This is a genomic window from Citrobacter sp. wls714 (assembly GCF_005281025.1).
GTDB lineage: Bacteria > Pseudomonadota > Gammaproteobacteria > Enterobacterales > Enterobacteriaceae > Citrobacter > Citrobacter werkmanii.
Window position 1 is genome coordinate 1 of sequence record NZ_SZWZ01000072.1, and the last position, 21,635, is coordinate 21,635.

At 51.5% G+C, this 21,635-nt stretch carries 21 protein-coding genes and 2 pseudogenes; 17 read left to right on the top strand and 6 right to left on the bottom strand.

Going from position 1 to position 21,635, the window contains the following annotated elements:
• Window positions 1–740: 740 nt before the first annotated feature.
• The 5 genes from efeU (at window position 741) to phoH (ending at window position 5,359) form a co-directional block, all read left to right on the top strand.
• Window positions 741–1,574 carry an iron uptake transporter permease EfeU gene (efeU, locus tag FDX11_RS15555; protein WP_137398185.1) on the top strand — a complete coding sequence of 278 codons (834 nt, stop codon included), beginning with the start codon at window positions 741–743 and terminating at the stop codon, window positions 1,572–1,574.
• A gap of 58 nt (window positions 1,575–1,632) precedes the next feature.
• Window positions 1,633–2,760 (top strand): iron uptake system protein EfeO, encoded by a 1,128-nt coding sequence (efeO, locus tag FDX11_RS15560; RefSeq protein WP_137366309.1) that lies wholly within the window; start codon window positions 1,633–1,635, stop codon window positions 2,758–2,760.
• Between the two features lie 5 nt (window positions 2,761–2,765).
• Window positions 2,766–4,049, top strand: a complete 1,284-nt coding sequence (efeB, locus tag FDX11_RS15565) for an iron uptake transporter deferrochelatase/peroxidase subunit (protein WP_061381821.1) — start codon at window positions 2,766–2,768, stop codon at window positions 4,047–4,049.
• Between the two features lie 246 nt (window positions 4,050–4,295).
• Window positions 4,296–4,592, top strand: a complete 297-nt coding sequence (locus FDX11_RS25165) for a hypothetical protein (protein ID WP_042309399.1) — start codon at window positions 4,296–4,298, stop codon at window positions 4,590–4,592.
• The gene (gene phoH / locus FDX11_RS15570; protein WP_006685183.1) at window positions 4,571–5,359 is read left to right on the top strand and encodes a phosphate starvation-inducible protein PhoH; all 789 of its coding nucleotides are present in this window, start codon (window positions 4,571–4,573) and stop codon (window positions 5,357–5,359) included. The genes FDX11_RS25165 and phoH overlap by 22 nt, the downstream gene beginning before the upstream one ends.
• A gap of 50 nt (window positions 5,360–5,409) precedes the next feature.
• On the opposite strand, the gene FDX11_RS15575 is transcribed toward phoH, so the two are convergent.
• Window positions 5,410–5,703, bottom strand: a complete 294-nt coding sequence (locus FDX11_RS15575) for a YciI family protein (RefSeq protein ID WP_137398186.1) — start codon at window positions 5,701–5,703, stop codon at window positions 5,410–5,412.
• 373 nt (window positions 5,704–6,076) lie between these two features.
• Between FDX11_RS15575 and ccmA the strand changes: the two genes are divergently transcribed.
• From ccmA to FDX11_RS15635, 12 genes and pseudogenes are all read left to right on the top strand, one after another.
• Entirely contained in the window at window positions 6,077–6,700 is a 624-nt protein-coding gene (gene ccmA, locus FDX11_RS15580; RefSeq protein ID WP_042309396.1) for a cytochrome c biogenesis heme-transporting ATPase CcmA, read from the top strand.
• Window positions 6,697–7,356, top strand: coding sequence for a heme exporter protein CcmB (gene ccmB, locus FDX11_RS15585; protein WP_079224734.1), 660 nt, complete (start codon window positions 6,697–6,699; stop codon window positions 7,354–7,356). Before ccmA ends, ccmB begins: the two co-directional genes overlap by 4 nt.
• Before the next feature lie 36 nt (window positions 7,357–7,392).
• On the top strand, window positions 7,393–8,139 hold the full coding sequence (locus tag FDX11_RS15590; protein WP_042309394.1) for a heme ABC transporter permease: 747 nt from the start codon (window positions 7,393–7,395) through the stop codon (window positions 8,137–8,139).
• Window positions 8,136–8,348 carry a heme exporter protein CcmD gene (gene ccmD / locus FDX11_RS15595; protein WP_137398187.1) on the top strand — a complete coding sequence of 71 codons (213 nt, stop codon included), beginning with the start codon at window positions 8,136–8,138 and terminating at the stop codon, window positions 8,346–8,348. Before FDX11_RS15590 ends, ccmD begins: the two co-directional genes overlap by 4 nt.
• Complete coding sequence (gene ccmE / locus FDX11_RS15600; protein ID WP_042309391.1) at window positions 8,345–8,821, top strand: cytochrome c maturation protein CcmE; 477 nt, start codon at window positions 8,345–8,347, stop codon at window positions 8,819–8,821. The genes ccmD and ccmE overlap by 4 nt, the downstream gene beginning before the upstream one ends.
• Window positions 8,818–10,770 carry a heme lyase CcmF/NrfE family subunit gene (locus tag FDX11_RS15605; protein ID WP_137398188.1) on the top strand — a complete coding sequence of 651 codons (1,953 nt, stop codon included), beginning with the start codon at window positions 8,818–8,820 and terminating at the stop codon, window positions 10,768–10,770. The genes ccmE and FDX11_RS15605 overlap by 4 nt, the downstream gene beginning before the upstream one ends.
• Window positions 10,770–11,327, top strand: coding sequence for a DsbE family thiol:disulfide interchange protein (locus tag FDX11_RS15610; protein WP_137361055.1), 558 nt, complete (start codon window positions 10,770–10,772; stop codon window positions 11,325–11,327). The genes FDX11_RS15605 and FDX11_RS15610 overlap by 1 nt, the downstream gene beginning before the upstream one ends.
• Window positions 11,324–11,791, top strand: coding sequence for a cytochrome c-type biogenesis protein (locus tag FDX11_RS15615; protein WP_077949340.1), 468 nt, complete (start codon window positions 11,324–11,326; stop codon window positions 11,789–11,791). The genes FDX11_RS15610 and FDX11_RS15615 overlap by 4 nt, the downstream gene beginning before the upstream one ends.
• Window positions 11,788–12,654 (top strand): c-type cytochrome biogenesis protein CcmI, encoded by an 867-nt coding sequence (gene ccmI, locus FDX11_RS15620; RefSeq protein ID WP_042309383.1) that lies wholly within the window; start codon window positions 11,788–11,790, stop codon window positions 12,652–12,654. Before FDX11_RS15615 ends, ccmI begins: the two co-directional genes overlap by 4 nt.
• Before the next feature lie 225 nt (window positions 12,655–12,879).
• Complete coding sequence (locus FDX11_RS15625) at window positions 12,880–14,043, top strand: NapC/NirT family cytochrome c (protein WP_137398189.1); 1,164 nt, start codon at window positions 12,880–12,882, stop codon at window positions 14,041–14,043.
• Window positions 14,044–14,052: 9 nt separating this feature from the next.
• Window positions 14,053–16,572, top strand: coding sequence for a trimethylamine-N-oxide reductase TorA (gene torA / locus FDX11_RS15630; protein WP_137398194.1), 2,520 nt, complete (start codon window positions 14,053–14,055; stop codon window positions 16,570–16,572).
• Window positions 16,573–16,839: 267 nt separating this feature from the next.
• A pseudogene (locus FDX11_RS15635) lies at window positions 16,840–17,389 on the top strand (tyrosine-type recombinase/integrase); the annotation flags it as partial.
• A gap of 399 nt (window positions 17,390–17,788) precedes the next feature.
• Here FDX11_RS15635 and FDX11_RS15645 read toward each other — a convergent pair.
• The 5 genes and pseudogenes from FDX11_RS15645 to FDX11_RS15665 all read right to left on the bottom strand — a co-directional run.
• Window positions 17,789–18,265 (bottom strand): adhesin, encoded by a 477-nt coding sequence (locus FDX11_RS15645; RefSeq protein WP_137398191.1) that lies wholly within the window; start codon window positions 18,263–18,265, stop codon window positions 17,789–17,791.
• 19 nt (window positions 18,266–18,284) lie between these two features.
• On the bottom strand, window positions 18,285–19,049 hold the full coding sequence (locus tag FDX11_RS15650) for a peptidoglycan-binding protein (RefSeq protein ID WP_249360742.1): 765 nt from the start codon (window positions 19,047–19,049) through the stop codon (window positions 18,285–18,287).
• A 108-nt stretch (window positions 19,050–19,157) separates the two neighbouring features.
• Window positions 19,158–20,366 carry a T6SS immunity protein Tli4 family protein gene (locus FDX11_RS15655; RefSeq protein ID WP_137398192.1) on the bottom strand — a complete coding sequence of 403 codons (1,209 nt, stop codon included), beginning with the start codon at window positions 20,364–20,366 and terminating at the stop codon, window positions 19,158–19,160.
• Window positions 20,363–21,097, bottom strand: coding sequence for a hypothetical protein (locus tag FDX11_RS25675; RefSeq protein WP_305764239.1), 735 nt, complete (start codon window positions 21,095–21,097; stop codon window positions 20,363–20,365). Before FDX11_RS25675 ends, FDX11_RS15655 begins: the two co-directional genes overlap by 4 nt.
• A gap of 61 nt (window positions 21,098–21,158) precedes the next feature.
• Window positions 21,159–21,635 (bottom strand): annotated as a pseudogene (locus FDX11_RS15665) (contractile injection system protein, VgrG/Pvc8 family); the annotation flags it as partial.

A 21,635-nucleotide genomic window follows, 5' to 3' on the forward strand; every position in this document is an offset into this window, starting at 1 on the left:
CTTATGCCGTCTGCCTGTCGGGTCGGGGCTGAGCCTGCGTCCCTGCAGGCCGTCCCCTCTGTCCGCATCCCTGCGGACAGACCCGGTCAGCCGTCAACGCCTCATCGATTTTCAGCCGGACCGGGGTCATCGCTTCAACGCTCTGACTTTCAGTAAAATCTTTTTTGCTGTTCAACATATTCAAATAAAAACACAGGAGGTCAGGTGTGGCTGGTCCGGCTGAAAATTGCCGACGTGTTTCCGTAAGGCCGGGAGAGCCAGCATGGATGCTGGCTCAGGGCGCGCTTTGCAGGGATGCTACCTCGCGCCCGGCCCGGTCGTCTGGAGGAATAAACGGAGGGGACCGCGGAGCGGCAATTTTCCCGCCGGGAGCCGGGATTGTAAAGGGCGTGGCGGAGAACGCCCTTTACACGTTCACAGGAATCGGTGTTTCAGAGAAACGATGTACATGAGGTGAACGGAATCCTTTCTCTGAAATAGCATGTTCATTACCTTCGTGAATACAGGTTGATGCTTTCTGATACAGAGGCGTTAACTTAATGACATTGCCGCATGTGGGGGGCTTTTATTACCTACGCTGCAAGCTCGCTATAACCATTACCTGCCTAACCTTTTACATTCAGTCATCATTCTCAAAACATTCTGCTTGAGTTTTTCTTTCCTGTAATGATAATCACTATCACTGTAATTTACTTTTCTTTGCATCAATTGACTGAGAATAACGTTTAAGGGTTCTTCGCATGTTTGTTCCATTTCTAATTATGTTGCGCGAAGGGTTAGAGGCCGCGCTGATTGTCAGTCTGATTGCCAGCTACCTGAAACGGACTCAGCGTGGTCGTTGGATTGGTGTGATGTGGATTGGTGTTTTGCTGGCGGCGGCGTTATGCCTGGCGTTAGGGATTTTCATCAACGAAACCACCGGGGAATTTCCGCAAAAAGAGCAGGAGCTGTTCGAAGGCATCGTGGCGGTCATTGCTGTGGTGATCCTCACCTGGATGGTGTTCTGGATGCGTAAAGTTTCACGTAACGTCAAAGTCCAGCTTGAACAGGCTGTCGATAACGCGTTACAGCGCGGCGACCATCACGGCTGGGCACTGGTGATGATGGTCTTTTTTGCCGTCGCCCGCGAGGGGCTGGAGTCGGTGTTCTTTCTGCTGGCGGCGTTTCAGCAGGATGTCGGCATCTGGCCGCCGCTGGGCGCGATGCTGGGGCTGGCAACCGCGGTGGTATTGGGTTATCTGATTTACCTCGGCGGTATTCGTCTTAATCTCGGGGCATTCTTCAAGTGGACCAGTCTGTTCATTTTGCTGGTGGCCGCCGGACTCGCTGCTGGGGCTATCCGCGCATTCCACGAAGCCGGATTATGGAATCATTTTCAGGATGTGGCATTTGACATCAGCAGCGTGCTTTCGACGCACTCGCTGTTTGGCACGTTGATGGAAGGAATCTTCGGCTATCAGGAGGCGCCAAGCGTGAGTGAAGTGGCTGTCTGGTTTATCTACCTGATTCCGGCATTAATTATATTTGCACTACCGCCGCGTTCAGGCACTACGGCATCGCGTACCGCACCTTAAAAAAAACGCGATGCAGAATACTTTTTAGTTACAACATACTTATTTAAAGGGCCAGGTTATGACGCTTCATTTTCGCCGTAGTGCGCTGCAGTTAGGGATTGCCGCGCTGTTTGCATCCGTTTTTTCTGCACAAGCCGCCGATATTCCGCAGGTGAAAGTCACGGTTAACGATAAACAGTGTGAGCCGATGACGATCACGGTTAACGCCGGGAAAACGCAGTTCATCATCCAGAACCACAGCCAGAAAGCGCTGGAGTGGGAGATCCTCAAAGGCGTTATGGTGGTTGAAGAGCGCGAAAACATTGCGCCGGGCTTTAGCCAGAAAATGACGGCCAACCTGCAGCCTGGCGAATATGATATGACCTGCGGTCTGTTGACCAACCCGAAAGGCAAATTGATCGTAAAAGGAAGCGCTACAGCGGATGCCGCGCACAGTGATGCTCTGTTGAGCCTGGGCGGTGCGATTACCGAGTACAAAGCCTACGTGACGGCTGAAACCGCGCAACTGGTAGCGAGTACTAAAGCCTTCACCGATGCGATTAAAGCCGGTGATGTAGAAAAAGCAAAATCCCTGTATGCGCCAACGCGTCAGCACTACGAGCGTATTGAACCGATTGCTGAACTGTTCTCCGATCTCGATGGCAGCATCGATGCGCGGGAAGATGATTACGAACAAAAAGCCGCCGATCCGAAATTTACCGGCTTCCATCGTCTGGAAAAGGCGCTGTTTGGTGACAATTCCACCAAAGGTATGGAGAAGTACGCCGACCAGTTAAACCACGATGTCCTTGAGCTGCAAACGCGTATTAGCGAGCTGGCCTTCCCACCGTCTAAAGTGGTGGGTGGCGCGGCTGGGCTGATCGAAGAAGTCGCAGCCAGCAAAATCAGTGGGGAAGAAGATCGCTACAGCCATACCGATCTGTGGGATTTCCAGGCCAACGTCGATGGCGCGCAGAAAATTGTCAACCTCCTGCGTCCGCAGTTACAAAAATCCAATGCTGAACTGCTGGCGAAGGTGGATGCGAACTTCAAAAAAGTCGATACCATCCTGAGCAAGTATCGTACCAAAGACGGTTTTGAAACCTATGATAAGCTGACCGATGCCGATCGCAATGCGCTGAAAGGGCCAATCACGACGCTGGCGGAAGACTTGTCACAATTACGCGGTGTTCTGGGTCTGGATTAAGCACTATGCAGCAAGAAAATGAAAACGGCGTGAGCGAACCGTCACGCCGACGTTTGTTGAAAGGAATGGGCGCCTTGGGTGGCGCGCTGGCGTTGGCAGGTGGATGCCCGGTTGCCCATGCGCAAAAACCGCAAAGCGCGCCGGGAACGTTGTCTCCTGATGCTCGCAGTGAAGTGCAGCCGTTTTATGGCCAACATCAGGCGGGGATCCTGACGCCGCAACAGGCATCTATGATGCTGGTGGCGTTCGATGTTCTCGCCAGCGATAAGGCCGATCTTGAACGTCTGTTCCGGCTGCTAACCCGGCGATTTGCGTTTCTGACTACCGGTGGACCAGCGCCGGATACGCCGAATCCGCGGTTACCGCCGATGGATTCCGGTATCCTTGGCGCATACATTGCACCAGACAATCTGACGATCACGATGTCGGTCGGCTCCTCGCTGTTTGATGAGCGTTTTGGCCTGAAACCGCAGATGCCGAAAAAGCTGCAAAAAATGACGCGCTTCCCGAATGATTCTTTGGATGCAGCGCTGTGCCATGGCGATCTGCTGTTGCAGATTTGCGCCAACACGCAGGATACAGTCATCCATGCGCTGCGCGATATCATCAAACATACGCCCGATCTGCTCAGCGTTCGCTGGAAACGTGAAGGATTTATTTCCGATCACGCCGCGCGCAGTAAAGGGAAAGAGACCCCGGTCAACTTGCTTGGCTTTAAGGACGGTACCGCGAACCCGGACGCTACAGATGTGAAGCTGATGCAAAACGTGGTGTGGGTTACGGACGGGCAGGGCGAACCTGCGTGGGCGCAAGGTGGCAGCTATCAGGCCGTGCGGCTCATTCAGTTCCGCGTGGAGTTTTGGGATCGCACGCCGCTGAAAGAGCAGCAAACGATTTTTGGTCGCGATAAACACACCGGTGCGCCGCTGGGTATGCAGCATGAGCACGATGTGCCTGACTATGCCAGCGATCCAGAAGGTGAGGTGATTGCACTCGACAGCCATATCCGTCTGGCAAACCCGCGTACGAAGGAGACCGAGTCCAGCCTGATGATGCGTCGCGGTTACAGTTATTCGCTCGGCGTGACCAATTCCGGTCAACTTGATATGGGACTGTTGTTCGTCTGCTATCAGCACGATCTGGAAAAAGGTTTTCTGACGGTGCAAAAACGCCTGAACGGTGAAGCGCTTGAGGAGTATGTCAAACCAATTGGTGGCGGTTACTTCTTTGCGTTGCCGGGAGTTAAAACCGCAGATCATTATCTCGGACAGACCTTGCTCGAAGCTTGATACCTATGCCCCGCAGTGCGGCGGGGCATTTACTGACATCTTCATGAATGAACGAATTATTTTTTATGATCGGTCTGTGAATGAAATAATTTTGTCATCTCTCTGCAAGAGACTGTCTGTGGCGACAAGTCAAAATCAAGTTAATGGCAAGTAAAAATGTTGTTGCATTAGCGAAAGATTATGATGTACTTATAAGTAACAGCGGTAGTTCCCGGCGGTGATAGTTGTTCACTATGGAGATCGCGAATGGAAAAGTCCTGTACTGGACACGTTTTTCACAGTAACAGCAGTACCTTACGCGGACGTTTCTCTTCCGGTAGCCACTTCGTCACCGCTAAATATCTCCCCCTTTCACTTTTTATCCTTGTAACTGACGCCCTGTACGGTGCGCGTAGCCGTGGGTGGCGTCTTATCCAAAAGCAAGCAATGGCTTACAAGGAAGCCAACCCTCAGATGTTCGTGCGCATAATCGTGCCGCCAACGGCGCGTGTGATGTATACCTACAACTCAAGGTGCTATCCATGGGAAGACAAAAAGCAGTGATCAAAGCTCGTCGCGAAGCAAAACGGGTGCTGAGGCGGGACTCGCGTAGCCATAAGCAACGTGAAGATGAATCGGTCACCTCGCTTGTGCAGATGGGCGGCGTAGAAGCGATCGGAATGGCGCGTGATAGTCGCGATGCCACGCCAATCACGGCGCGAAATGAGGCTCAGGCGCACTACCTGAATGCTATCGAGAGTAAACAGCTGATCTTCGCCACCGGTGAAGCCGGGTGTGGTAAAACCTGGATCAGCGCAGCAAAAGCAGCAGAGGCTCTGATCCATAAAGACGTGGACAGGATTATTGTAACCCGTCCGGTTCTGCAAGCTGATGAAGATCTCGGCTTCTTACCTGGAGATGTTTCCGAGAAGTTCGCCCCCTATTTCCGCCCGGTGTATGACGTGCTGGTGAAACGTCTGGGAGCCTCCTTTATGCAATATTGTCTGCGACCTGAGATTGGTAAGGTGGAAATCGCGCCGTTCGCCTATATGCGTGGACGTACATTTGAAAATGCCGTGGTCATTCTTGACGAGGCTCAGAATGTCACTGCTGCGCAAATGAAGATGTTTTTGACTCGCCTCGGGGAGAATGTGACGGTGATTGTGAATGGGGATGTAACCCAGTGCGATCTACCTGCGCACGTTCGCTCAGGGCTAAGCGACGCGCTGGCCCGTTTCGAAGAAGATGAAATGGTTGGGATCGTTCGTTTCAATAAAGATGATTGCGTTCGCTCGGCCCTCTGTCAGCGGACGCTCAACGCTTATAATTGATGAGTATGCCGTCTTCAAGGCCCGGGAAACCGGGCTTTGTTTTAGCGGTATTACAGAATATCTTTTAGGGCGGCAGTCGTCATGGTCGCTTCAAATGGAATCAACTCAACTTTCGCGACGCCAGCCTGCTGGAAGGGATCCAGGCTCAGATAGTGTTGTAGTTTTTCAGCATCATCACATTTTGCCAATATCACACCACCGGAACGTGGGATTTTGCGGCCTGATGCCAGGAATAAACCTTCCGCATAGCCTTTTTTCAGCCATTCTACGTGGGCGGGAAGTAGTCTATCGACTTCATTTAACGGTTTAATATAGGTTAAAACAACAACATAAGTAACACTCATTTTATTATCCCTGTATTTTAAACGTGTATTAACCTAGCATATAAGCAAAGAGAGAAAAGATTAATATCAGCACTGTCCTTCCTAAGTTTTAATATTAAAAATGCATATGCCGCATTTATGTATGTTAATTGAACACTTGTAGGGCGCGGATGAGTTGACGTGGTTGATGGCTGGCGAAAAAATGGCGGGAATCACTTTATCGGCGGGTTTTATTAATAATAATGAAACATGCGTGATGCGATAAATATTACGATAATGTTCCAGATCATAAGCGTTTTATATTTTTTAACATATTTGGCAAACTGAAACGCATACTTTCGCTATACTGTAGATCCTTGAATATTCTGCGCTCCCGAACTGGATCCGCCTTCTAATGCTTGAATTAAAAAATATTGCGTGCCTGCGGGATGAACGTCAACTCTTTTGCCGCCTATCATGTTCTATTCAGCCCGGCGAAGTTGTCCAAATATCGGGACCTAATGGGGCAGGAAAAACCTCTTTATTACAGCTACTAACGGGATTATCAACGCCGAGTGAAGGGCAGATTTTGTGGCAGGGTAAACCGCTGCATCGGATGCGTGACGACTGGCATCGTCAACTGTTGTGGCTTGGCCATCAGGTTGGCGTAAAAGGAGGGCTGACGGCGGAGGAAAATTTGCGTTTTTATCACCCGCAGGCGTCACTTGAGACGCGCTGGCAAGCGCTGGAGCAGGTCGGACTGGTCGGTTTTGAAGATGTTGCTGTGGCGCAGCTTTCTGCCGGGCAGCAGCGGCGCGTGGCGCTGGCCAGACTGTGGCTAAGCCGCACAACGTTCTGGATTTTAGATGAACCCTTTACTGCGCTGGACGTGGCCGGTGTGCAAAAACTGACCTCACGACTGGAACAGCATGTCGTCCAGGGCGGCGCGGTCATTCTGACAACCCATCAACCTTTACGGCCTCTGTGCGTCCCGTTGCGCACCATTACGCTCAATGAATATGAGGCGGCTGTGGCATGATCGCGCAGATTTTCTGGCGCGACCTGCGCCTTGCCTTTCGTAACTTTGCCGAAATTATCAACCCGCTGTGGTTCTTCCTGATTATCGTCACGCTGTTTCCACTCAGTATTGGCCCTGAGCCACAGCTGCTGCGGCAAATTGCCCCCGGCATCGTCTGGGTAGCGGCGCTACTCTCCTCACTGCTGGCAATGGATCGGCTGTTTCGTGATGACTGGCTGGACGGTTCGTTGCAGCAGATGATGCTGATGCCAGTCCCGCTTTCGCTGGTGGTGCTGGCGAAAGTCGCCGCACACTGGGTGGTTTCCGGGCTACCGCTGTTAATCATCTCTCCGCTTATCGCCACGCTGTTCGGCCTCTCCGTTGCGGAGTGGCAAGTGCTGGCGCTTACGCTATTGTTGGGTACGCCCACGCTCAGTTTTATTGGTGCGATTGGCGTCGGGCTGACCGTCGGATTGCGGCGCGGCGGCGTATTGCTCAGCCTGCTGGTGCTGCCGTTGATGATCCCTTTATTAATTTTTGCGACCGCCGCCGTGGGCGCGGCGCAGATGCTGCTGCCGGTTGACGGCTATCTGGCGATCCTCGGGGCCTTCCTGGCAGGAAGCGCCACCTTAAGTCCGTTCGCCACTGCAGCAGCGTTACGAATCAGCGTGCAATAACTCCCGTCATCTGCGGGAATATGAGGCAAAGAAAAAATGTGGAAAGCGTTACACCAACTCGCCATTCCAGAGCGGTTGTATAAGGTCTGCGGGCGGTTTATTCCGGCAATGGCTATCCTGAGCGCGCTGTTTCTGGTGGTGGGCTGTATCTGGGGCTTTGTCTACGCCCCAGCGGATTATCAGCAGGGCGAAAGCTATCGCATCATGTATCTGCATGTGCCCGCGGCTATCTGGTCGATGGGGATTTATGGCTCGATGGCGGTGACTGCCTTTGTGGGCCTGATTTGGCAAATGAAAATGGCGGATAACGCGGTGATGGCGATGGCGCTTCCCGGCGCTGTCTATACCTTCATCGCGCTGGTCACTGGTTCTGCCTGGGGCAAACCAATGTGGGGCACCTGGTGGGTGTGGGATGCGCGTCTGACCTCCGAGCTGGTGCTGCTGTTCTTATATGTCGGCGTGATTGGCTTGTATCACGCCTTTGATGACCGCCGCCTGGCCGGGCGCGCCGCCGGGATCCTCGTTCTGGTCGGGGTGGTCAATTTGCCGATTATTCATTTTTCCGTTGAATGGTGGAACACCCTGCATCAGGGGTCGACCAATATGCAGAAAACCATCGACCCATCTATGCGTATGCCGTTGCGTTTAACGATTTTCGGCTTCTTATTCCTTTTTATTACTCTGACATTAATGCGTATGCGTAATTTGATTCTGCTGCAGGAACGTCGCCGCCCATGGGTGGCGCAGCTGGTTTCCGGGCGCAAAAACGAGGTTAATTCATGACGAGCGCTTTCCACTCCTGGAGTGATTTCTGGCAGATGGGCGGCTACGCCTTTTATGTCTGGCTGGCAGTTGCCGTGACGGTGCTCTCGCTGCTGGTTATGGTCTGGCATGCCTGCTGGCAGCGCAGGGTGCTGCTGGCTGACGTTCAGCGTCAGATGGCGCGCGAGCGTCGGATGCTGGCGGCGCGTAAAAAAGGAGAGGCGTTGTGAATCCGCGGCGTAAGGTACGACTCTGGCTTGCCTGTAGCGTGTTGGGAGGGCTGGCGCTGACGGTCGGACTGGTGATGTATGCGCTCAGCGCCAATATCGATCTGTTCTATACGCCGGGGGAAATCATTTACGGCAAGCGGGAAAATGGCCAGAAGCCGGAGCCGGGACAGCGCCTGCGCATTGGCGGCATGGTGATGCCCGGCAGCGTGAAGCGTGACGATAAAACGCTGGACGTGACCTTTAAGCTCTACGATGCGCGCGGCGTGGTAGAGGTGAGCTATACGGGGATCCTGCCAGCGCTGTTCAGAGAAGGGCAGGGTGTGGTGGCACAGGGAACGCTGCAAGACGGTACCCATATCCGTGCCAAAGAGGTGTTGGCGAAACACGATGAAAACTATACCCCTCCGGAGATTAAAGAGGCGATGGACGAAAATCATCACCCTGCCGGAAATCAACAAGGAGCCGCGCAATGATCCCTGAAATTGGGCATTTTCTGCTGTGCCTGGCGCTGGGTATTTCCTGCCTGCTCGGGCTGTATCCGACCTGGGGTGCGATGCGCCAGGATACGCGGATGATGGCACTGGCGAAACCGCTGTCATTCGCCATGTTTGCGGCGATCCTCGGGTCATTCCTGATACTGGTTTACGCTTTTGTGGTGAATGATTTCACCGTTCAGTATGTCGCCAGCAACTCGAATACGCTGCTGCCGGTATGGTATCGCGTGGCGGCTACCTGGGGGGCGCACGAAGGGTCGCTGCTGTTGTGGGTGCTCCTGATGAGCGGCTGGACCTTTGCAGTGGCGGCGCTGAGCCGCAACCTTCCCCTGGAAGCATCATCCCGCGTGCTGGCGGTGATGGGGATGATCTCCTTTTGCTTTCTGGTGTTCATCCTGCTGACCTCGAACCCGTTTGTACGCACGCTGCCGGACTTTCCGATCGAAGGCCGCGACCTGAATCCGATGCTGCAGGATATTGGACTGATTTTTCATCCACCGATGTTGTACATGGGTTACGTGGGCTTTTCCGTCGCCTTTGCTTTTGCCATCGCTTCGCTCATGACCGGGCGTCTGGACAGCGCCTGGGCGCGCTGGTCGCGTCCGTGGACGCTGGCGGCGTGGAGCTTCCTGACTGTGGGCATCGTGTTGGGTTCTGCCTGGGCATACTACGAGCTGGGCTGGGGCGGTTGGTGGTTCTGGGATCCCGTCGAAAATGCCTCGCTGATGCCGTGGCTGGCCGGAACGGCACTGATTCACTCACTGTCTGTAACGGAGAAGCGGGGTAGCTTCAAATCCTGGACCGTGCTGCTGGCAATCCTCGCCTTCTCGCTCTGCCTGCTTGGCACCTTCCTGGTGCGTTCCGGGGTACTCATTTCTGTGCACTCATTCGCCTCTGATCCGACGCGCGGCCTGTTTATTTTGGCGCTGCTGGTGATCACCATCGGCGGTTCGCTGCTGCTGTTTGCCATTAAAGGCGGGAAGGTGCGCTCTCGGGTACGTCATGAGCTGTGGTCGCGCGAGTCGCTGCTGCTGGGTAATAACGTCCTGCTGATCGCCGCGATGCTGGTGGTGCTGTTGGGCACACTACTGCCGCTGATTCATAAATTATTGGGGCTGGGTAGTATCTCAATCGGTGAACCATTCTTTAATTCGCTGTTTATCGTGCTGATGATTCCCTTCTCGCTGTTGCTGGGGATTGGGCCGCTGGTACGCTGGCGGCGCGATGAATTGCATAAGCTGCGTAAGCGGCTGCTGGTTGCGGCGCTGGTGTCGATTGTGCTGGCCGTGGTGCTGCCGTGGCTGATGCAGGACCGTATTAAGGCGATGACCGTGCTTGGTCTGCTGATGTCGCTGTGGGCGTTGGTTCTGACAGTGATGGAGGTCGTGGAACGCGCTACCGATCGCCATACCTTCTGGCGCGGGCTAACTCGCCTGGGGCGCAGCCACTGGGGGATGGTGGCTGGGCATGTCGGGCTGGTGGTGACGGTGATTGGCATCGCCTTTAGCCAGAACTATAGCATTGAGCGCGATGTGCGTATGAAGCCGGGTGATAGCGCCGATATTCATCAATATCACTTTGTCTTCCGCGACGTTCAGGACATTACCGGCCCGAACTATTTTGGCGGCGAAGCGGTGATTGACGTCTCGCAGGACGGACGACACATCAGCACCCTGCGGGCAGAAAAACGCGTCTACAGCAGCAGCCGGATGGAGATGACCGAGGCCGCCATCGACGGCGGGCTGGTGCGCGATCTGTATGCCGCGCTGGGTGAAGAACTGGATGATGGCAGTTGGGCGGTGCGCCTGTACTACAAACCGTTTGTTCGCTGGATCTGGTTTGGCGGAATGTTAATGGCGCTTGGCGGCGTATTATGCATTCTGGACCCGCGCTACCGCTTACGTAAATCGCTGCCGGAGAACGCATAATGAACCGCAAAGTCCTTTATCTGCCGCTGGTTATCTTTCTGGTTCTGGTGGCGGCGCTGATGTGGCAACTGCTGCGCAATAGCGACGGCGATGACCCAACGGCGCTGGAGTCGGCGCTGGTTGGAAAACCGTTACCGGAGTTCCGCCTGACATCGCTGGAGAAACCCGACGTGATGCTGGACGCGTCCAGTATTATCAACGGGAAGCCGGTGCTGCTTAACGTCTGGGCGACCTGGTGTCCAACCTGCCGCGCGGAGCACCAATACCTGCGTTCCCTTGCGGCGCAGGGCATTCGCATCGTGGGCATTAACTATAAAGACGATCGCCAGAAGGCGCTGGACTGGCTGCACGAGCTGGGTAATCCGTACGCGCAGGGGGTGTTTGATGGTGACGGTATGCTGGGATTGGATCTTGGTGTCTACGGTGCGCCGGAAACCTTCCTTATCGATGGCAAAGGCATTATTCGCTACCGCCATGCGGGCGATCTGAACGAACAGGTATGGCAGCAGGAAATTCTGCCGTTGTGGAATAAATACAGTCGGGAGGGCAGCGCGTGAGATTTTTGCTAATGACGTTGCTGACAGCGTTGCTATCGTTTCAGGCGCTGGCGGCGATTGACACTTATCCGTTTAAAAATGAGGCTCAGGAGCAGCAGTTCCGCCAACTGACCGCGCAACTGCGCTGCCCGAAATGCCAAAACAACAGTATTGCCGACTCCAATTCTATGATTGCCGCCGATATGCGTAAAAAAGTCTGGCAACTGATGGAGGAGGGGCAAAGCAATCAGCAAATTACCGATTATATGGTGGCGCGCTACGGTAACTTCGTCACCTATGAACCGCCGGTAACGTTGGCTACGCTGATCCTCTGGCTGCTCCCTGCCTGTTTTGTTCTGGGCGGCGCGCTGGTCATTTTCCGTTTAAGCCGTCGCCCGCGGGCCGCGCAGGAAACGGAACTCAGTCCGCATGAGCAGGCGCGTTTGCAAGCGCTTCTCGATGAAAACAAAAGGACCCTGAAATGATCGTCGCTTTTCTCATCATGATAATTTTACTGCTGGGGACGGCGGCATTGCTGTTCATTCCCTGGTCTGGCAGACAGCGCGTTGATCGTAACACGATGAATCATATGATTTTTCGTGCGCGTCTTCAGGAGCTTGATGAAGACATTTCTCCGGTAAATGCGGCTCAGCAACAGCAGTTAGTTGACGATTTACGCTTGAATTTATTGGAAGATTTGCCTGAGTCGCCAAAAACGGATAACAAAAATAGTAGCTATTGGGTGTATATTCTCGGGGTTATTATACTAACCTCTTTATGCGTAGGGGTATTCGTCCGAACGAGTTACGTCCCCCGTGTAATTGAGTGGCAGCAGGTCGTGCAACAAACGCCGCAACTGATGCAGCGCGTGATGGATCCCCAGGGGAAACCGCTGTCGGAAGAAGAGCTGTTTCGCCTGGCGCTGGGGCTACGTACCCGTCTGCAACAATATCCGGCAGACCAGCTAAGCTGGACGATGCTCGGCAGGCTACAACTGGTGCTGAATAACCCCGGGGCTGCGTTACAGGCGTTTGATAAAGCGCGACAGTTGGCGCCGGGAAATGCGGATGCGCAGCTGGGCTACACCGAAGCATTGCTGCACTCTACGGATCCGAATGATAGCCGTGAAGCCCAGCAGTTGCTTGATACGTTGCTCAAAAATAACCATAACGATGTACGGGTGCTCAGCCTTGTGGCGTTTAACGCCTTTGAGCATCAACAATATGATAAAGCGATAGCGGCATGGCAACTGATGCTGAAACTGTTACCGCCGGACGATAGCCAACGAGAGATCATTATTCGTAGTATCGACCGCGCGAAAAAAGAACAAATCGCTACACTGAAATAATCAAAATATATCAACATTTGCACGAAGGTTTGCTCGATTTGCAATGTGATACCACGCTGAAATTATCGGCTAATCAACCTCTGATGATTAGCCCGCAGAATCAAACTTCCATAAGCATTGTTGGATTAGAAGATGACGGTAATCGCTATAAATATTTTTATATAGCGATTGTCATGTGGCAAGGACTATTGCGTCTTTATTTTAGGAAAAGGGTTAAATAATAAGATGAGAAAACTTTCACTGGAACGTTCAGGTAGGCGAAAAATTATATTTATCGCCCTGCTGGTTGGGATCATTATTGGTGTCGTGCTGCTGGCGGGTACGGCAACTATCATGCATAAAACCAGCGATACCGAATTCTGCGTGTCGTGTCATACCATGCAACAACCTCTGGCGGAATATCAGGGCAGTGTGCATTTCCAGAACAATAAAGGTATTCGCGCCGAGTGTGCCGATTGCCACGTTCCCCACCAGCCGATCGATTATATGCTGACCAAAATTGGCGCCCTGAAAGATGTCTGGGGTGAAATGACCGGCAAAATCGATACCCCAGAAAAATACGAGGCGCATAAGCTCGCGATGGCCCAGAGCGTGTGGGATGGGTTGAAGAAGAACGACTCGGCAACCTGTCGTTCCTGCCACGACTACAAAGCGATGGATATTCTGGCGCAAACCCCTGAAGCCCGTAAGCAGCACCCGGTGGCGATCAAAGAGGGCCAAACCTGTATCGATTGTCATAAAGGCGTCGCGCACATTCTGCCGAACATGAGTGGCCTGGCGGCAGCAGGGGCGAGCGAACTGGCGAATGCGGCAGCGAAAACGCCGGCAACAGCGACCACGCTGTACACCATTCAAACCCAACCGTTCTGGCTCAGTGAGAAAACCGCCGATCATAACGATGGTAACCTGATGGCTTCCACCGAAGTGCAGGTAGTGAAACGTGACGGTGATATGGTCCTGGCTGATGTCAAAGGCTGGCAGCAGGATGGCGTCACCGAGGCATTCTACGCCGCGCGTGGTAAACGCATCATGAGCGCCCTGCTGGGCGAGGAAGCGCGTAAAGCGCTGAAAGTGAACAATACGGTAACCGATGAAGAGACGAAACAGGTCTGGCATGAAGTCGATCTGCAGGTCTGGCTGCCGGCGAAAAGTCTGATTGGCGATCAACAAAAAATCTGGAGCTACGCTTCCGATCTCATGGCTAACAACTGTACCGGTTGCCACGGTCTTACCGAGTTGAATCGCTTTAACGCCAACCAGTGGATTGGGGTGGTTAAAGGCATGTCCGGTCGTACGTCGCTGACGCAGGAACAGGTTCGTCTTCTGACCCAGTACGTACAAAAACACGCGAGCGACATGCCCGCAGCAGCCGATCAGGACAAAAAATAAGGAGCCATGATGAAAAAGAATAATGACCATGACATGGCGGAGCAGAGCCAGGAAGCAGGTATGAATCTGACTCGTCGCCGTTTTCTGGCCGGTGCCGGAGCTTTAATGGCGGCACCTCTGCTGGCGGGAATGTGGCCACGCTCGGCGCTGGCCGAAGCGATAAGCCAGGCGCTGCCGCAGTTTGTGGCGCTGCGCCAGGCGGAAAGCGGCATTCTGACCGGTGCCCACTGGGGCGCGTTTGAAGCGATCGTCCGCGATGGCAAAATGGTTGACGTTCGTCCGGTGAAAGACGATCCGTATCCGAACGAACTGATTACTATGGCACCCTATCAGGTGTATGCCGAAAACCGCATTAAGTACCCGATGGTGCGTAAAAGCTGGCTGGAAGGCGGCGCGAAAGACTGTAAACCTGAGCTGCGTGGCCGCGATGAGTGGGTGCGCGTAAGCTGGGATAAGGCGCTGCATCTGGTGGCCGGTGAAATCAGCCGTCTGCAGAAAGAGCACGGACCGTCCTCTATCTATGCGGGCTCTTATGGCTGGAAAAGTGTGGGGATGTTCCACAACCCAAGAACACTACTGCAGCGCATGATGAACCTGGCAGGCGGTTTTGTCGGCTACTCCGGCGACTACTCGACCGGTGCCGCACAGGTAATAATGCCGCATGTAGTGGGCTCTGTTGAGGTTTATGAGCAGCAGACCGCATGGCCGAACGTCATTGAAAACACCGAGCTGGTGGTGATGATTGGCTGTAACCCTATGATCACGCTTAAAAACAGCTGGAACCTGCCGGATCACGTCAGCCAGACTGGTTTTGAAGCGCTGAAGAAAAAAGGCACCCGGATGATCTGTATCGATCCGGTGCACAGCGACAGCGCCCGTATGCTGGGTGCCGAGTGGATTGGCCCGCACAGCTATACCGACTGTGCGCTGATGGCGGGGATTGCCCATACGCTGTTGGTGGAAAAACTGCATAACGCTGACTTCCTGAAAACCTATACCGTCGGCTTCGATAAGTTTGAAGCCTACCTGACCGGTCAGGACGACGGTATTGTGAAAGACGCCAATTGGGCGGCGGACATCAGCGGTGTTGATGCCGAGGTGATCAAACAGCTGGCGCGCGATATGGCAAAACACCGCACCATGATCATGGGCGGTTGGGGCATTCAGCGCCAGCACCACGGTGAACAGGCGCACTGGATGATGGTGACGCTGGCGTCGATGCTGGGGCAGATTGGCCTGCCTGGCGGCGGCTTCGGCTTTAGCTATCACTACTCCTCTGGCGGTAGCCCGACCGCGCGCGGCGGCATTCTCGCTGGGATCTCGGCGGGTAGCCCAACCTCTCCGGCGGCAAAAGATATTACACCGTTCCCAGTGGCGCGCATTGCCGATGCGCTGGCGAACCCTGGCAAGACCATTGATTATAACGGCACGAAAGTGACCTACCCGGATATTAAAATGGTCTACGTGGCGGGGGGGAATACCTTCCACCAGCATCAGGATACCAATAACCTGGTCAAAGCCTGGCAGAACCCGGAGACCGTGGTCGTCAACGAACCTTACTGGACGGCAACGGCCAAACATGCCGATATCGTGCTGCCGGTTACCACGACCTATGAACGTAATGACCTGGACATGGGCGGCGACTACTCGCAGCTCTACGTCTTCCCGCTACGCCAGTGTGTGCCGCCACAGCATGAAGCGAAAAATGACTTTGACGTCTTTGCCGGTATTGCCGAGATCCTCGGCGTGCACGACGCCTTTACCGAAGGTAAAGATGAGATGTTATGGTTAAAAGGCATGTATGACGACATGAAAGCCCAGGCGCGTAACGCACGCGTGGCGCTGCCACCGTTTGATATGTTCTGGGCCTCCAACAACTACATTCGCTTCCCGATTCCGGAAGAGAATAAACAGTGGGTACGCTTTGCTGATTTCCGCGAGAATCCGCTGCTTAATCCGCTGGGTACGCCGTCCGGCAAAATCGAAATCTATTCTGATGCCATTGCCAAAATGGGCTACGAGGACTGTAAAGCGATCCCGACCTGGATGCCCCCTCACGAATGGTATCGCGGGCCGGAAGCAGCGAAATACCCACTGTCGCTGAATACTGGTCACCCGATTAACCGTCTACACTCTCAGCTCGACAACACGCCGCTGCGTAAGAAGTATGCAGTAGCCGACCGTGAGGCTATCTGGATCCATCCGAAGGATGCGGCCGCTCGCGGTATTAGTGCGGGCGATCTGGTTCGTGCCTTTAACGATCGCGGGCAGATCCTGGTAGGGGCGGTGATCACTGATAACGTCCGTGAAGGTGTAGTGCGAATCAGCGAAGGGGCGTGGTTTGACCCGGCCGATCCGTCACAGCCTGGTTCGCTGTGTAAGAACGGTAACGTTAACTGTCTGACCTTTGACGTCGGTTCCTCCAGCCTGGCGCAGGGGAACTGCGGGCAGATGTCACAGTTGCAGATCGAGAAATATACCGGACCGGTGCTGCAAAACACCGCGCATAATGTGCCTGTAGGCGCATAATCGACAGCCGGTCATAACGAACGGCCCCTCTTGCCAGTGGTGAGAGGGGCCGTTTCTTTACCGTGCTGCGTTTAATCCTGGCTGTATACAGTTGCTGAACCCCGGTCAGGGCTTCTCATCCCTCCGCAGGCGTGCAATATGCGAAAAAAAAGCCCGTACTTGCGTACGAGCTCTTCTTAAAATATGGCGGTGAGGGGACTGCCATATTTGTGTCTGAATAAGGTTCAGTAGTGTATATTCGCTAATGCCAGGCAAGGTACAGAATAACATCATGCTGCACTGCCATATGGCGAGATGGGGATGTTTATGACAGAACTTCGTACAAGAACGGGATTTTAGCCCGCGCTCTGGAGTTCTCTATCCTGATTGTCGCCCGTTCAGGGGAAATTCGTGGTGCTGAATGGGATGAAATTGATTTGAAGGCCAAAACGTGGATTATCCCGGCAGAAAGGATGAAAGCAAATAAAGAGCATAGTGTTCCGTTATCTGACGCTGCGGTGGCGTTGTTAAAGGCTCTTCCACGCAATAATCTCGTCTTTCCGGCCCCTCGTGGTGGGCAGCTCTCAGATATGTCATTAACAGCCGTCTTAAAACGCATGGATCGCAAAGATTTAACACAACATGGTTTCCGTTCAACGTTCGTGAATGGGCAGGGGAGACAACATTATACCAGCGGGAAGTGATTGAACACGCTCTGGCACATCAGTTAGCAGATAAGGCGGAAGCTGCTTACCAGCGGGGGACTTTGTGGCCGAAACGAGTTTCTCTGATGGATGACTGGAGTGACTATTGTTATGTTTCCGCTACATCATCGTAAGTAAGCATTGATTACGTATTGTACTTCAATGTTTTCGATACCTTTTGCTGGCGCTTTTCCAGTCGGATATCTGTGCAATTCCGCTGCCTGCCGTAAAATGAGTGCGGATGATTGCTTTTTCTTCCTCTGTTCTGAGTTGGTATGAATCCATCAACCTTTTTCCTGGTTGCGAACAACCCATCTGACTGCGTCAAATGAGCGTTCGAGTATTTCTGCAATTTTTACTGTTGGCACAATACTATAGTAGGTTTTCACGAATTTCAGTTCTTCGGACGTCCACCTTTTTCGGTGATACCTGGCCTGTGGTTTTTTCATCAATCTACTTCCTGAATGAAATTATGTATTACAAAAATAATATTCATTCTGAAAATTATGTTCTCGCAAGGGAATACTCATTTTTTAAACCCCACAGTATCCCGTCATATTAAAAATCTTTTGACCGTGTTTTGTTTTGAGGATGATAGTAGCTTTAATGTCGCTTCCTTCATCATCGTTTGGCTCTGTCATCGGAGTCTGTGTTATGGAAAGAGATAAATCATTATTTTTATAAACTGAGTTATTTTCACCTGATGATATCTGTTTCAATATTGTTATATTCCCATTCAGTTTCATGATAGCAGAGTATGTACACTCTTCTCCACTAACAGGGCAAATTGCCCCTTCAATATAGTTATAGGAACCCTCCTTCTTATTATCAGCCAGACGAAGAGTGCAAGTGGCGTGTCTCAAATCAACAATCTCTCCATCAGCAATTTCACCAATGTTGAAACTAGTAGTATTAAGGCTATCTAACGGAATGTTACCAAGTTCTGTTGCAACACAACTAACAATACCAGAAAATATCAGAGCTAAAATAAAACCTATATTTTTAAGCATTTCATCAATTCCTTGAAGATCAAAGTTTGGGTAGATTATTTTTCCATACATTGAGATATGGTGCAGGATCTGTCACGTCGGAACGCCTTTTGTAAATACCGCCACCTGAAAGACTGGCTGATGATGCCCCATTGGTATAAACTTCCAAATGCAACATGGAAGAACCCGTACTCAGTAACCCTACTTTAGCAATAATCTGACCTTTTTTGACAGTCGGTCCTCCTGTGTACGAACCAGGAGCAATTTCACCATAACGGAGAATGATGTCTCCGTGCCTGATTTCTACAGCATAGGTACCTAAGTAAAAAGGATATGACTTCTGAAGTAATACGCCATCAGCAACAGCATATATAGGAGTTCCAGCAGGGAATATCAAATCACAACCTGCATGTTTGCGACCTCCTTTACGCCTGGCGCCAAATTGACGGCCACCGTTCGTCCATGACAGGGCAGGTAGTTCCGTGAAAGGAAAACAGAATCCCTCGCTTGTCTCAGCAATTGTACCGGTTGATGGTTTAGTAGTCGTACCATTTGAATTAGTAGAAGAGTTGGATGAACTACTGGTGAAAGGATCCTGAACCCCCAGTTTTCGCCAGGTTTGTGGCCCGACAACACCATCATCTTTCAGTCCATTGTGTCGCTGAAATAATTTCACTGCATTGTATGTATTTTTACCAAATTTACCGTCTTCTATGAGTTTTGGGATAGCCCCATTTTTATTTAGCAATATCTGTAGCTTTGTTACATTGCTACCTTTCGCAAACATCCAAAGTGTTTTGGTCATATATTCTCTTGTAAGATTTTTAAATCAAGATTTGCTTTCGATAAACTTACCCAGATTGGTAGTTTTTTGGATTGGATAGAAGCTTAGCTGCATACATAATATATTATGTCAACGGTGCGTCACTGAACGAGTAATATGTTTGGCAATCTCAAAAAATTCATCTTTACTCATTGGTGGTTTATCCTTAACCTGACTACTGCTTTGCGATATATAGAGTAATAAATCTGGTTTCTTATTCCTGGTTTCTTTAGCACCTCTGACATATGCCAGGTAGCCATAATTGATATAATTATGGCGCTCTGTAACATGTCCGTTATAATCATATGTGGGAACGTTATTGTAGGTTGCCTTAACAAAGGTTCCCATGCCTTCGCGACCATCCATTTCAATCTTCTGCCATTTTGGAGGTAGCAGTTCTTTTTTATCTGCCCCCATTAAATAGTGAGTATTCCACATGGCTGTGACGGCCTCTTTCACACTGCCTTCGTCTGACTGAACCTTTTCATTTATCCCCATGTCCTGGAAAAAAATCGTCACATCCGGATGATCAATAAGCCGATACGTAACTCCCATATCGTGCGACTCTTGCCCCGAATCACTGGCAATAAACCCATAGGGTAGACAAAATCCCTGCTCTGGCGGCACTTCATATAACTCGCGGGGGCGAAAGCGTTTCATCAGCGACTTTACGGTTGGCTCCACTATCGGCGCAGCTTCGTCAGCAGTTAATGTTTTATTTGCCAGTAATGGAACTGTATCAGGCCGGAAAACATATAACCTGTTAGCCCTGTTGAAGTGCAACTCAAAATATTTTGATTGATAAATTGAAAAAGCATCTGAATATTGTTTTATTTTATATGTGGATTTGACACCGATTTTATTTTCAGGTATCGCCATCTCAGGATTTTCTTCTTTAAGTCGAATTCTCCTTGCCTCATAGTTAACACGAAGTATTTCTTCTATTTTCTCTTTGTACTTACTTATATCGACTGCTTCTTTACTCTTCGTTGAAACGCTAATTTTATAATTGGCATAGTGAAAAATAGAGAACTGAGATTGAACGGAGGTATCAGTTTGTTCTCCAACCCCATAATAGTCACCAAATGTTATTATTGGCCAAAAATATCCCATGTCACGACCATCATATGGTGGTTTCCTTTTTGTATTAAGTAAGCCATCAAGAGGATATAGAGCCACCTCAAGATTCACGGGTACCTGCATCTTATAATATCCCACACATTCTTCTTTCCATTGCTGTGGCCCTGCATGGACTGCTCCTGTAAAGCAAGCAAGTATTAATACTGTTTTAAACCTCATGCGGATACCTCATTACCCTGTTCTTCATTTCCGATATCTGCCATCAGGGTGTCTGCCTGATTTTCTGATTGTTTAAGAGAAAATAGATCTGAGTGATAAGGTATCAGATTGTTTTCGTTTTCTGTCCAGTGAAGAGGCAATAACGTAATATAACCTTTTATTTCTTTCAATTTATTCAGATTATTAAATTTTGCTTTATTATATGTTAGCCAGAAATCAGTAGAGAATGGCATCTTTAATGCTGCTGCTCTGACATGCTTATTGCTATTATCTCCATCCCATACCGGCCACAGGGAAGCATAAGAGAAGTTGGGAGCAGGAATATTGTCGTCGCCTGTCGTTGTATCGAGTTTAGGTTTATTACCACTACTACCGGTGCCTGTTTTTTCCTCTTCAATAGGGATATTTCGTGGAATAAAATTAAATACCTCTTCATAAGACTTTGTATTGACTTGCGCCTGTTCCCTGATAGCCTGCCAGGTTTTCTCTGCAGCAGGACTGTTCAGTATATCTTCAGTCGCCGATGCTCCCAGTAATTTTTTCCACGCATTTATTCTCAGATTACGGGCAAAATTACGGCAGGGAACCTGATTGCCGTTACCGTCAATATCAATAGTACCGCTCGCTGTATCTGAAATCAGTACCGCCAGCTCTGAGTCATGATCCCCCTGGAGGCTGCGTTCATTAATATTGGCACTGCCTACCAGGACGTAGCGATCATCTACTATCATCAGCTTACTGTGGACATAGATCTGCTCCGTTACCGGCTTCCCGTCGATGGTATCCTTCGCGGGTATTCGGGTTAAAGGGCAGGGAGCCGAGGGTGGAGACCCCGGCGACGTCATCGCAGAGCACCAGTTTCTGGTCGGGTCCGGTCGGGTGGAACCAGTCAAAGAAGAAAATGCCCTCTTCAGCCCACAGCCGGGTGAGAAAGCCGAGGTCGGTTTCGCCGTACTGAACGCAGAACTCCCGCGGGGGATGGGATTCATAAAAAGAAGGCACCCAGTCGGTGACGCCGTTTTCAGTCAGCAGGGTGGTGGAAATGGCCTGTATATCCTGCTGCTGAAAGATGCGGAAGTTCTGTCGCAGACCACAGCGCCAGAGCGGAGGCGAAATAGTCAGGCTGTAGTTCATCTGCCAGTCATTGTTTTCCCCGGTTTCCATCCCGGTGATGATGCCATGGAGATAGCGCTGTGGGGTGTTACCCTGCCAGATTGTCAGTGTGGCGTTTTTCTCGAGAAAACTGACGGCGGTGAGGCCGGACCGGTC

Excerpts from the sequence above, each read along its gene's own strand:
- efeU (WP_137398185.1), top strand. The coding sequence starts at position 741 with ATGTTTGTTCCATTTCTAATTATGTTGCGCGAAGGGTTAGAGGCCGCG.
- efeO (WP_137366309.1), top strand. The coding sequence starts at position 1,633 with ATGACGCTTCATTTTCGCCGTAGTGCGCTGCAGTTAGGGATTGCCGCG.
- efeB (WP_061381821.1), top strand. The coding sequence starts at position 2,766 with ATGCAGCAAGAAAATGAAAACGGCGTGAGCGAACCGTCACGCCGACGT.
- FDX11_RS25165 (WP_042309399.1), top strand. The coding sequence starts at position 4,296 with ATGGAAAAGTCCTGTACTGGACACGTTTTTCACAGTAACAGCAGTACC.
- phoH (WP_006685183.1), top strand. The coding sequence starts at position 4,571 with ATGGGAAGACAAAAAGCAGTGATCAAAGCTCGTCGCGAAGCAAAACGG.
- FDX11_RS15575 (WP_137398186.1), bottom strand. The coding sequence starts at position 5,703 with ATGAGTGTTACTTATGTTGTTGTTTTAACCTATATTAAACCGTTAAAT.
- ccmA (WP_042309396.1), top strand. The coding sequence starts at position 6,077 with ATGCTTGAATTAAAAAATATTGCGTGCCTGCGGGATGAACGTCAACTC.
- ccmB (WP_079224734.1), top strand. The coding sequence starts at position 6,697 with ATGATCGCGCAGATTTTCTGGCGCGACCTGCGCCTTGCCTTTCGTAAC.
- FDX11_RS15590 (WP_042309394.1), top strand. The coding sequence starts at position 7,393 with ATGTGGAAAGCGTTACACCAACTCGCCATTCCAGAGCGGTTGTATAAG.
- ccmD (WP_137398187.1), top strand. The coding sequence starts at position 8,136 with ATGACGAGCGCTTTCCACTCCTGGAGTGATTTCTGGCAGATGGGCGGC.
- FDX11_RS15605 (WP_137398188.1), top strand. The coding sequence starts at position 8,818 with ATGATCCCTGAAATTGGGCATTTTCTGCTGTGCCTGGCGCTGGGTATT.
- FDX11_RS15610 (WP_137361055.1), top strand. The coding sequence starts at position 10,770 with ATGAACCGCAAAGTCCTTTATCTGCCGCTGGTTATCTTTCTGGTTCTG.
- ccmI (WP_042309383.1), top strand. The coding sequence starts at position 11,788 with ATGATCGTCGCTTTTCTCATCATGATAATTTTACTGCTGGGGACGGCG.
- FDX11_RS15625 (WP_137398189.1), top strand. The coding sequence starts at position 12,880 with ATGAGAAAACTTTCACTGGAACGTTCAGGTAGGCGAAAAATTATATTT.
- torA (WP_137398194.1), top strand. The coding sequence starts at position 14,053 with ATGAAAAAGAATAATGACCATGACATGGCGGAGCAGAGCCAGGAAGCA.
- FDX11_RS15645 (WP_137398191.1), bottom strand. The coding sequence starts at position 18,265 with ATGCTTAAAAATATAGGTTTTATTTTAGCTCTGATATTTTCTGGTATT.
- FDX11_RS15650 (WP_249360742.1), bottom strand. The coding sequence starts at position 19,049 with ATGACCAAAACACTTTGGATGTTTGCGAAAGGTAGCAATGTAACAAAG.
- FDX11_RS15655 (WP_137398192.1), bottom strand. The coding sequence starts at position 20,366 with ATGAGGTTTAAAACAGTATTAATACTTGCTTGCTTTACAGGAGCAGTC.
- FDX11_RS25675 (WP_305764239.1), bottom strand. The coding sequence starts at position 21,097 with ATGATAGTAGATGATCGCTACGTCCTGGTAGGCAGTGCCAATATTAAT.